We start from the raw sequence: 11527 nt of genomic DNA on the forward strand, positions 1-11527 counted from the left end.
CAGATCAGAACTTGGCGGGTCATGAATAATCAAAACAGGTTTTTTATGTTATGTGTGCAACTGATATAAAAGCAGGGCAGCCTCAACCGGCCAGTCCATTAAGCTTTATCCTGAAACCCATACGAACATCTTTATTTTTAGCTTCGTTTATTGCAGCACTCGGGGCCATGCTGACTTTAGTGCCCCTGATTGGCGTTGCCTGTTTGGTTAAAGCCAGATTTGCCGGTCATGGAGCCATGGGCATGTTGAATGCAGATTTGTCTAATGCTTTATGGATAGGGCTAGGTGGTTTGGGAAGTTTATTGGTAGGCATGTTATTGATCACCCTGAGTGAATTCATTGCACATTTGGCAGATCATAAAATCACTGGGATATTACAAAAAAACATTACTCAACATCTGACTCAACTGCCTTTGGGGTGGTTTACACAACGAAGCTCGGGGGAAGTAAAGCAGGTTATTCAAGATGATATAGGACAGCTTCATAGCTTGACGGCGCATTTTTATCCAGCTGTTGGTCGAGCGTTAGGTATCATCATTATTGCGGTCATTTTTCTGTTTTATATCGATTGGCGCATGACAGTTCTGTCATTGCTTCCCTTCATCGGCTTTATATTTTTTTTACGCAAGGCCATACATGCCAGCGAACAGAATATCCAGGATTTTGCGTCCCAAATGGGGCAGATTAATAGTGCTTCTGTTGAATTTACCCGTGCAATTCCGGTTGTAAAAACCTTCGCGCAAAGTGGACAGGTTTCGCTGGGATACCAGCAGGCTGTTCGTACTTTTGCACATGCATTTAAAGTATTTACCCGGCCGCTGGTCAAATCGATGGCACATGCACATGCCATGATCTCACCCATCACGATATTGGGTGTGGTCATGCTGGGTGGGGCAATTTTTATATATCTAGGCTGGCTTGATGCCATCGATATATTGGCATTTGTCTTGATTGCCCCTGCAATCTGTGCGCCCGCTTTATTGTTACATACCTTGTTGCATGATTTGCAAGCCAGTCAGGGTGCAGCACAGCGAATATTGGCATTGTTAGAAAAACCGGTATTAGATGTCCCTGCAACAGCACAATCCCTTTTACCTGCAGACCGGACAGTCTGTTTTCATCAGGTGAGCTATGCCTATAATCAAGCGCATCAGGTGTTATCTGACCTGAATTTCTCGCTGCAAGCTGGCACCTTTACGGCCATCGTCGGTCCATCGGGAGCAGGAAAGTCAACCATAGCGCAATTGATCTTACGTTTTTTTGACCCGAGCCAAGGCCATATTACCTTGGGCGGTGTAGATTTGCGTCATATTCAACCCGGCATGCTGTATCAGCAAATTGGATTTGTGTTGCAAGACACGCAGCTGATTCATGCCAGCATATATGACAATATTGCTTTAGGCCGATCCAGTGCAACCCGGCAAGAAGTCGAACAAGCGGCCAAAGCTGCCAATATTCATGACCGGATCATGCGTTTACCCAAACAATATCAAACCATGATCGGTGACGAGGTTGAATTGTCTGGTGGTGAACGCCAACGGATCAGCATAGCCAGAGCAATTCTGCTTGATCCCCCCATTTTCATACTCGATGAAGCAACAGCCGCAGCGGATATCGAAAGTGAAATCGCCATTCAAAATGCGCTATCAACTTTTGCTCAACACAAAACCCTTTTAGTGATCGCACATCGCTTAGAGACCATTATGCATGCAGACCGTATTCTGGTACTCGATCAAGGGAAAATCATTGAGCAAGGCACACATACGCAGCTTCTAAGCCAGCAAGGCTTATATGCCAGATTGTGGTCACATCTGGTCCAGCCTACCCGACAATCAACCGGAGAAAGCTTATGCTGAAAACATTTTCTCAATTGCTGGGTGATGATCTTTCTGTTTTCCATCGTTATGTTGCGATTGCCCTGATCTATAGCCTGATTTGTGGTCTGAGCATTTTGATGTTGGGGGGGATTTTATCCCGATTAATCCTGGGCGATATGCAACATATTGGAGCTGGGTTGGGGCTGTTATTTGCCGGGATTGTATTGTGCTGGTATTTACGCCGGATTGTTGAAGAAATGGGTATCAAGGTTGGGATTGCGCTATTGCAACATGCCCGTTTAATTCTGGGCCAGTATGTCGCAAGTTTACCTGTCGGCTGGTTTACTCCTCAAAATACAGCAAAGTTTAATCATCTGGTGACACAAGGCATGATGTCAGTTGCCCAGCTCCCGGCACATGTTTTTACCCCCTTAATTACAGGTGTGATTACGCCGTTGGTGATTATTGTCGGCTTACTGATGATATATGGCATTTTAGGATTAATTGCGTTGTTGGCGATTCCTTTAATTGCTGGCGTATTCTGGTTGAGCTCAAGCATTGCAAAATATGCCGATGAAACATATCAGCAGCGTTTTGCTGAAACCAGCCAGCGTATTGTGGAGTTTGCCCAGTCCCAATCTGTTTTTCGCGCTTTTAGCGGCGAGGGAAATAGCCAGCGTTTTCTTGATCAGGCAATTGATCAGCAACGTCAGGCCAGTTTGAAACTGATTTTACTCTCATCATTATCTTCAGTATTGAATACATGGCTAATTCAAGCTGTTTCCATACTGCTTCTTGTGACAATGCTCATGCTTGTGAATCAGCAGCTGACAGGGCACTGGTTCAGTCAGGAGTTGCTGAGTATCGCCGTATCGTTGTTATTTATCAGCCGCATTATTGATGCATGGTTGGAAGTTGCAAGTTATAGCGAAGTCTTGCGCAGTGCAGATAGCCAGTTACAGGAAATGCGCGATATTTTAAATCTCCAGGGCTTGACTGAAGGCAAAAAAACGCAACAGCTTGCAGATGCTTCAATTGAGTTTAAACAGGTTGATTTTCAATATACGCAAGACGGGCAAAAGATATTACAAGGCATCAGTCTATTGATTCCTTCAGGGAAAATGACGGCATTGATCGGGGCATCGGGTTCAGGAAAAACCACTTTGGCCAAATTGATAGCGCGTTTTTTTGATGTCAGTCAAGGACAGGTTTTGCTGGGTGGGGTAGATGTCAAGCAATTACCTTATTCACAGCTTAGCCAGCAGATCAGCCAGATTTTTCAAGATAATTATTTATTTGCCGGCACCATTGCCGAAAACATCCGCATTGGCCGGCCCGATGCAACAGATGCAGACATCATGCGGGTTGTTGAGCAGGTAGGCATCTCTGAAATGATTGCCCGATTGCCTGAGGGGCTTGAGACCCGGACGGGTGAGGGCGGAGCGCGTCTTTCAGGAGGAGAGCGACAGCGTATTGCGATTGCAAGGGCATTACTTAAAGATGCACCGATCTTGTTGGTGGATGAAGCAACGGCTGCGTTGGATATGGAAAATCAAGCAATTATTGCCGAGGTGTTAAACCGCTTGCGTGGCGAAAAAACCATTCTGGTCATTGCCCATCAGCTTTCAACCATTGCAACGGCCGATCAAATTGTGGTCTTGGACAATGGACAAATACTTGAGCAAGGCACGCCGGCACAACTGCGTTCAGTTGATGGTTACTATGCCCATTATTTACAACAACGTCAGCGCGTTAAGGGATGGTCGATTGGAAAGGACATACACGCTGGGGTAGTTCACGAATGCCCGTAGCTTTATGGTTTATTTTTGGTCTGCTTTGCCTTACCTCACTTTTACTTGGGGCGCAGCAACTTGACTTTGGCGGCTTGTGGGCCATGTCTGACAATACAGGGTTAACCCTGACGGCCAGCCGTATTCCGCGTTTGATTGCCATTATTCTGACGGGAATTGGCTTATCTGTATGTGGCGTGATTTTACAGCATATTGTCCGTAACCGTTTCGTTGAACCCGGAACCACGGGTGGACTGGATGCAGCAAAACTCGGGATTTTGGTATCACTGACGCTCATTCCAGCAGCAGGTACATTGAGTAAAATGCTATTTGCAATGCTGTTCTGCCTGATGGCCAGTCTGGTCTATATCGTAATTATTCGCCAAATCCGCTTTAGGAACAGTGTATTGGTTCCTGTGATCGGATTGATGTATGGCAGCATATTAAGTGCATTGGCAGAATTTTACGCCTATCAGAATAATATGATGCAGAGTATGCAAACGTGGCTGATGGGAGATTTTTCGCGCGTTGTTCAGGGGCACTATGAAATTATTTATTTTATTTTGCCCATTATCCTGTTGACCTACGTTTTTGCACATCGTTTCACTGTGCTGGGCATGGGTGAAGACATGGCATCAAGTCTGGGACTGAATTATGCCACTATGACAGCAATCGGTCTGGTACTGGTGGCTATTACGGTTTCGGCAACCGTGATTACAGTTGGTGCAATTCCATTTGTAGGATTGGTGATCCCGAATCTGGTGGCTTTGAAGTATGGGGACAATTTAGCAAAAACCTTACCTGTCGTTGCTTTGGCTGGCGCTTCACTTCTTCTGCTCTGCGATATTGCTGGACGTACGATCCTTTATCCATACGAGGTTCCGATCGGTCTCACGGCGGGCGGTGCAGGGGGAATGATCTTTCTGATGCTGATTTTGCGAGGGTTGCGCTGATGAACAGAGGCAAACTTGGCGCAATGCTATGTGCAACGGTTGGACTCGCAACGGCTTTTGTATTGATCGGCTCCGGTCTTGATATGGACTATGTCATTCCCCAGCGATTATTGAGACTTGTTGCGATTGTATGTGGGGGAATTTGTGTTGCTACAACCTCAATTATTTTTCAGACCCTTGTGGGTAACCGGATCCTGACCCCCTCCGTCATGGGCTATGAGGCTGTTTATCTACTCTGGCAGGTGATGCTGCTATTTATCTTTGGTACGCAAGGGCTGTTATGGCTTGGCTTCACTGCTCAATTTTTTATTTGTATTTTTCTGATGCTGTTTTATTCGTGGGCACTTCACCATTGCCTATTGTCACGTACACATAAGGATATTTTTCAGCTTTTGCTATTCGGCCTGGTCTTGACCATGGTGTTAGGCACCGTCACTCAATTTATTCAATTAAAAATTAGTCCGGGTGAATTTTCTGTTTTTCAGGGCTTGAGTTATGCGTCATTTAACCGTGTTCAGCCAGAAATCCTGATCTATGCCCTGATTACAGTGGTTCTGGTGTTATGGCGGGTGCGCCGTACATTAGCTGTTCTGGATGTCATGCGTCTGGGGCGGGATCAGGCGATGTCACTCGGGGTTGACCATCACCACTACGTAAAATTTTATTTGGCTTTGATTGCAGTTCTGGTGGCAATTTCAACCAGTTTGATTGGCCCTACCGCATTTATGGGCGTGTTTATTGCCAATATTGCCTATGTTTTTGCAAAAACGTATCAGCATAAATTTACTCTGGTGATCGGATCTATGGTCGCAATCGCAATTTTTCTGATGGCTCAGATTCTTGTTGAACATGTATTTAACTACAAAACTACGGTCAGCATTTTGATCAATTTGGTGTGTGGTCTTTATTTTCTCGTGTTGATGGTTCGTGCCAGGGGGATGACATGATCAGTGTCCGTAATCTTTATAAATCTTATGAGGGTAAAAATATTTTGTCTGATGTGACAATCGACTTTCCTGAAAAGCAGTTAACTTCTTTGATTGGCCCCAATGGTGCAGGCAAATCGACGTTATTGATGATGCTGGCAAATTTGTCTAAACCCGATCAGGGAACGATTTTATTCAATTCAAAAAATATTCAGGATATTCATCTCTCGGATTATGCCAGATCGGTGGCAACCCTCAGACAGTCACCGGGAATCAATTTGCGTATGACGGTGAAAGAACTCATTGCATTTGGTCGCTTTCCTTATAGTCGGGGTTCACTGACTTCATACGATCATCAGGTGATTGATGAGGCAATCCGGTTTCTAGCATTAGATGCCTTGAGCGACTGTTATCTGGATGAACTCAGTGGTGGCCAGCGGCAAATGGCATTTCTGGCAATGACCATTGCCCAGCAAACTGAGGTGCTGTTACTGGATGAACCCCTCAACAATCTTGATATGAAACACGCCGTTCAGATTATGCAGGCCTTACGTCGTCTGTGTGATGAACAGGGGCGTACCGTGATTTTGGTGATTCACGATATCAACTTTGCGGCGAATTATTCAGATCATGTGGTTGCATTAAAAAACCACAATATTTATTTGAGTGGCCCCACCCAAAGCGTGATTACAGCATCGCAGTTAAGTGATCTGTATGAACTTGATTTTGACATTACATATAGTGAGCGTGGCTATATGTGTAACTATTTCAACTCATCTGGAGCTTGAATACATGAAGTGGAAAAGTAAATATCAGCGGCTTGCTGTTGCCATGCTGGTTGCATTGAGTAGCGCAGGTTGTCAGGAAAAACCGGCACAACAAACAAAATCTAAAGATCAACAGGTCATCCGGTTAAATACCGCTGTTGTGATTGAACATGCACTTGGCAAAACCCGGCTAGATTATCGGCCACAGCGAGTTGCTGTATTGGACATGAATGAAGCAGATTTTCTTGATCAGCTTGATGTTCCCCTGGCGGGCATGCCCAAGGACTATGTGCCGCACTTTTTAAACAAGTATCGACAAGATAAAAGTGTTGAAGATCTGGGCGCTATCGTTCAGCCCAATATAGAAAAGATTTATGCATTAAAGCCTGATCTTATTTTGATGACACCATTGCAAGCAAACCAGTATCAAACCCTGACTAAAATTGCACCGGTTTTGCACTATGACATCAATTTTAATAACAGTCAGCGGCATCATATGGACACCATCAAAGCGCATATGATCAGCTTGGGGAAAATTTTTGATCGGTCAGAACTGGCGCAACAAAAAGTGGCTGAGCTGGATGAAAAAATCAGGCAGGTTCAACATATAACTCGCAGCCGGCCCGAAAAGGCAATGGTGGTTCTACATAATAATGGCGCATTTAGTCATTTTGGCGTTCAGTCTCGTTATGGTTTTATTTTTCATGACTTGGGTGTCAAGCCTGCCAGTACTGTTGCAGATACCAGCTTGCACGGACAGCCGATTTCCAGTGAATTCATACAGCAAGCAAATCCCGATATTTTATATATCGTAGACCGTACTGCGGTCATGGAACATCGCCCAACAATTAATGCAGAAAATCTGGGCAATCCTTTACTGCGTCAGACCAAGGCCTGGAAAACCGGCAAAGTCGTTTTTGTCGACGCAGATGCATGGTACACCACTGCAGCAAGCCCAACGTCCATGATGATTCTTATGGATGATGTACTCAAGGGGTATCGACTATGAATTGACTCTTTTTAAGATACATTTATAGCCAGATCAGCCTCTAGCCAAAAACACATACCGTCCACATCTCCAGATCACATACTTTTTATCAAAAAAAGTGTGCTCGGGAAACGTGTGTTTAAAAATCAATGGAAATATAGATATGCAATTTCATAATAGCTTGGTATTGACTGATAAAGCACAATCTTTCACTTGTTTACAGTCGAGATTTAAACTGAAACACTTGATCTCTGCCCAGAGGATGTTGGGTTTGGGACTTACACTGAGTATCCCGATGACTTGCGTGCATGCAGAGGGGGTAAATGAAACGGGCCTGTCTCCATCATGGTCACAACAATTACCGACCATTAAGGTACAAGCCCGACAACAGAATAAGACGACTTTAGCAGGACAGATCGCATCGCAAAATAATTTAGGTTTTCTTGGCAATAAAGACTTTATAGATACACCTTTTAATAGTATTGGTTACACAGATCAATATATCGAGAACCAGCAAGCCAAAGATATAACTGATGTCATTGCAAAAACCGACCCCTCCGTCTTTACCAATGGGGCAAGTGGTGGATGGAGTGAAAATTACTTTATCCGGGGATTTGCCTCGAGTACCAGCGATATGTCGATGAATGGAATGTTTGGCATGACACCATTCTACCGAACCTCTCCTGAAATGTTCGAGCGAATCGAGGTACTGAAAGGCCCATCGGCTTTATTAAATGGCATGCCTCCAGCAGGTTCAGTGGGTGGCGTGGTAAACCTGGTGACCAAACGTGCAGCTGATGCACCATTAAGCCGTTTTACCGCGACCTATATGTCAGACTCGCAATTTGGCGGTCATCTCGATCTAGGCAGACGTTTTGGTCAAGATAATGAATTTGGGGTGCGTTTCAACAGTGTTTATCGTGACGGCACTGGTGCGACAAAGAAACAAGATAAAAAGACCCGGCAATTTTCTTTAGGTCTCGACTGGCGTGGTGAAAATGCCCGTCTTACTGCAGATTTGTATAGTGCCGAAGATCGTGTAGAGGGAGTCAACCGCGGGATTAATCTTGCTTCGGGAATAGGGATTCCAAAACCGCCAAAGCCAGATACCTTACTTAATCCAGATTGGTCATTTGTTGAAACCAAAGACAAAGGAGCAATGATACGTGGTGAATATGAAATCAATGATCAGTTGATGGCTTATGCAGGTTATGGACAGAGCAAAACGGATTATAAATATAATGGTGCTATGTCTGCCACAGTACTTGACCAGCAAGGGACTTTGCAAACCAAAATAGGCCAGCTGGCATTTGATCTGGAAAAGAAATCGGCAGATGCCGGTGTGAAGGGGAATTTCCAGACGGGAACAGTTGCTCATCAATGGGTAGCCAATGCGACCTATTATGAACATGATCAAAATGATTATGGGGTCAGAAATGTTGCTGGCGCTGAAAGGGTGACCAATTTATATGATCCGGTATGGGGCAAACCGGTCCCGTTTAATACGCCACCTATTTCTAGGAGTTCATCTCGTCTTAGCAGTTATGGTATTGCAGACACCTTGTCTTTTGCTCATGACACAGTTCAACTGACACTGGGAGTACGTCAGCAGGATGTGGTGAGCGAATCCTTTGATATTTCTACAGGCAAACGTATGTCTCGTTATGACAAAAGTGCGACAACACCAGGGGCAGCCATCTTATTTAAAGTCACCAATGACTTATCACTTTATGCAAATTACATTGAAGGCTTAAGCCAGGGAACAACTGCGCCCTATACTGCGGTAAATGCGGGGGAGGTATTCGCGCCGTTTAAAACCAAGCAGAAAGAGTTGGGATTAAAAGTAGCATTAGAGCAATTTAGCAGTACCTTAAGCGTATTCGAAATTGAAAAACCAAGTAGTTATACTGACCCTGTGACCAATATTTTTACGGCAGATGGTGAACAGCGTAATCGGGGGATTGAATGGAGCTTTCAGGCAACACCTGTTGAACATTTCCGTTTACTCGGCGGTCTGGCCTATATTGACCCTGAACTGACCAAAACAGCAGGCGGAAAAAATCAGGGCAATACAGCAACAGGCGTTGCAAAACAGCAAGCCAAGCTGGGGCTAGAATGGGATACACCGATGCTACAAGGCTTAACCCTGACCGGAAATGCAACGGCAGTGTCCAGACAATATATCGATCAGGAAAATACCTTGTCTGTTTCAGGCCGGACACTATTTGACTTAGGGGCAAGATATCAATCAGCGTTGGCACAGTGGCCATTGAGCATTCGTGCCAGCGTCAATAATGTTACCAATAAAGCCTATTGGGGCATGCCACAATTATCCAGTTTAACGCTGGGGGCACCGCGAACATATATGCTGTCTGTTTCTCTAGACTTTTAATCGATAACACTTGATTATTTTATTCAAAGTAACGTTTCATCACTGCTTTAATAGATTGTAGGGTGTTTATCGCCCTACAAACCTTATAGTATTTATCTTTTATATATCAATAAAATACAATTTATTAGAACGAAAATTTAACTTTCAGTTTGCAAATATTACACTGAAAGCTGCTGAATGAGCTGATCTTATAACTTGAGACCTTCACTGGAATTTACAGGAAAATGATGATGTCTAAGCAGCGTATATTTTTAAATTCTCTGCCTGTTTTGGGGCTGTTGATCATTAGTGCCATGAGCAGTGCAACTTTTGCAAGTTCAGAGCAGGCATGGAACAAACATCATGAAGAGATAAAATCGGCGTGCATAAAAGCCAGTCAGCTTAAAAATGCCAGGGCGGTGAGTAATGTGATGTTATTTGATGATCGGGTTGGTTATTCTGCATTGCTCATCCAGGGAAAATATCCGCAGCCGCATATGAAAAATAAAACTGGCCAAGAGCTCTGTTTATGGCATAAGACTACGAAGAAAGCTTATTTAAGTGAAGTAAATATGAAAGCACGTTAAACATGTACAAGACATTAAAGGGGGAAAATATTGTGTAAATCTGAGCTTTTGGGAAGAATGTTCAATAAAACAAGCGGGATATAAGTCTGGAGTAACAGAGCAATCGCGATCAAAATACTTATAAAGCTGGTCTGGACTAAATGCAATTCAAAATAATTACAAGATGTTTTTGATACATATAAAATCAAAGTTACAGTTCATATACAATGTAATTTGATATGTGTTTTTTTTGTTGGTTTAATTGAAGTAAATAATAAAATAAGGATAATTACCATTTTCAATTTACCTGTATTTTAAAATATCCTGAAGTTGCATGCTTTAGCATTATTTTAAATAAATTGAATATTTTAAAGGGGTTAAATATGCTCACTAAAGATCTTGAAGATTTTAAAGCTTTTTCACGTAAGCTGAATGCTTATGCCGCTACCTTGAAGTTTCATAAATTTGATAGAGAAAGTGTCGAACAAGTTGCCAAGAATTTAAGTGAAGAAATTGATCGTTTTGTTGGCTTATATCCTGACCATAAAATAATTAAAGAACTGGCTCTTGAATTGAAAAGTATATATATAAAAGCCTTTTATGAAAAAGCAGAAATAAATCTGTAAATTGATATTCTACTTTTAAGTACCTTATTTTAATATCTGGATTAAAAATTTTTATCTATATCGAAAACATTATCTTGTCAGTAGTTTTGCAGAGTAATGTAAAAGATTGAAAATAAAGTTCCTGTCTTGTTTTTTTTTAAGCATAAATTCTGCCTGTGTTGTTTATAAATAACTCAGGCAGTATGTTGCTTTATATTGTGAATTTTAAAATATTAAAATTCTTTAAATGTCCATAACATATTTTATTTAGACCCGGTTTTCTTGGTTTGTTAAATTAAAGAAATTTATTTTGGCGGTTTTATGTTCTTTAAAAATATAAGTTTTTTAATTTTCTGCTTTTCAGTGAGGAGTATATTATGGATGGCTCTCAGGTAGATCGAATTCTACATAATCCAAAGTTTCAGGAAATGGTCAGCAAAAAGCGTACATTAAGTTGGACATTAACAGCAATCATGCTGTTTATCTATGTTGGATTTATGCTTTTGGTTGGCTACAACAAAGAATTTTTAGCAAGTTCATTTAGCGGAGGTGTCACCACATGGGGCATTCCTCTGGGTTTAGGCATTATTTTCCTTGCGTTCATTTTATGTGGACTCTATTCCTATATTGCCAACAATAAGCTTGACCAGCTAAATGAAGAAGCCCTCAAGGAAGTTGAGGCCATTGCACATGAAAAAGGGATGCATTGAGATGAAAGGAACTTCATGCAAGGCGATACTGTTT

10 protein-coding genes are annotated in these 11527 nt (G+C 42.7%); all 10 read left to right on the plus strand.

What is annotated here, in order from left to right; translation table 11 throughout:
- Nucleotides 1-50 precede the first annotated feature (50 nt).
- The 10 genes from OC23_RS02645 to OC23_RS02690 all read left to right on the plus strand — a co-directional run bounded on the left by OC23_RS02645 (nt 51) and on the right by OC23_RS02690 (nt 11493).
- Nucleotides 51-1856, plus strand: coding sequence for an ABC transporter ATP-binding protein (locus OC23_RS02645; RefSeq protein ID WP_038342542.1), 1806 nt, complete (start codon nt 51-53; stop codon nt 1854-1856).
- Nucleotides 1850-3628: an ABC transporter ATP-binding protein gene (locus OC23_RS02650; RefSeq protein ID WP_038342543.1), complete on the plus strand. Its 1779-nt coding sequence runs from the start codon at nt 1850-1852 to the stop codon at nt 3626-3628. Before OC23_RS02645 ends, OC23_RS02650 begins: the two co-directional genes overlap by 7 nt.
- A complete protein-coding gene (locus OC23_RS02655; RefSeq protein ID WP_038342545.1) occupies nt 3619-4560 on the plus strand; it encodes an ABC transporter permease in 942 nt (313 codons plus the stop codon). The genes OC23_RS02650 and OC23_RS02655 overlap by 10 nt, the downstream gene beginning before the upstream one ends.
- On the plus strand, nt 4560-5507 hold the full coding sequence (locus tag OC23_RS02660; protein WP_038342546.1) for an iron chelate uptake ABC transporter family permease subunit: 948 nt from the start codon (nt 4560-4562) through the stop codon (nt 5505-5507). The genes OC23_RS02655 and OC23_RS02660 overlap by 1 nt, the downstream gene beginning before the upstream one ends.
- Nucleotides 5504-6274, plus strand: coding sequence for an ABC transporter ATP-binding protein (locus OC23_RS02665; protein ID WP_038342548.1), 771 nt, complete (start codon nt 5504-5506; stop codon nt 6272-6274). Before OC23_RS02660 ends, OC23_RS02665 begins: the two co-directional genes overlap by 4 nt.
- Before the next feature lie 4 nt (nt 6275-6278).
- A complete protein-coding gene (locus OC23_RS02670; protein ID WP_038342549.1) occupies nt 6279-7262 on the plus strand; it encodes a siderophore ABC transporter substrate-binding protein in 984 nt (327 codons plus the stop codon).
- Between the two features lie 142 nt (nt 7263-7404).
- Nucleotides 7405-9633 (plus strand): TonB-dependent receptor, encoded by a 2229-nt coding sequence (locus OC23_RS02675; RefSeq protein WP_038342550.1) that lies wholly within the window; start codon nt 7405-7407, stop codon nt 9631-9633.
- A 227-nt stretch (nt 9634-9860) separates the two neighbouring features.
- Nucleotides 9861-10199 (plus strand): hypothetical protein, encoded by a 339-nt coding sequence (locus OC23_RS02680; protein WP_152607790.1) that lies wholly within the window; start codon nt 9861-9863, stop codon nt 10197-10199.
- A gap of 362 nt (nt 10200-10561) precedes the next feature.
- Nucleotides 10562-10804, plus strand: a complete 243-nt coding sequence (locus OC23_RS02685; RefSeq protein ID WP_038342554.1) for a hypothetical protein — start codon at nt 10562-10564, stop codon at nt 10802-10804.
- A 356-nt stretch (nt 10805-11160) separates the two neighbouring features.
- Nucleotides 11161-11493 carry a DUF485 domain-containing protein gene (locus OC23_RS02690; RefSeq protein ID WP_038342555.1) on the plus strand — a complete coding sequence of 111 codons (333 nt, stop codon included), beginning with the start codon at nt 11161-11163 and terminating at the stop codon, nt 11491-11493.
- The last annotated feature ends 34 nt before the right edge of the window (nt 11494-11527 follow it).

The organism is Acinetobacter sp. A47 (assembly GCF_000805455.1).
Lineage (GTDB): Bacteria > Pseudomonadota > Gammaproteobacteria > Pseudomonadales > Moraxellaceae > Acinetobacter.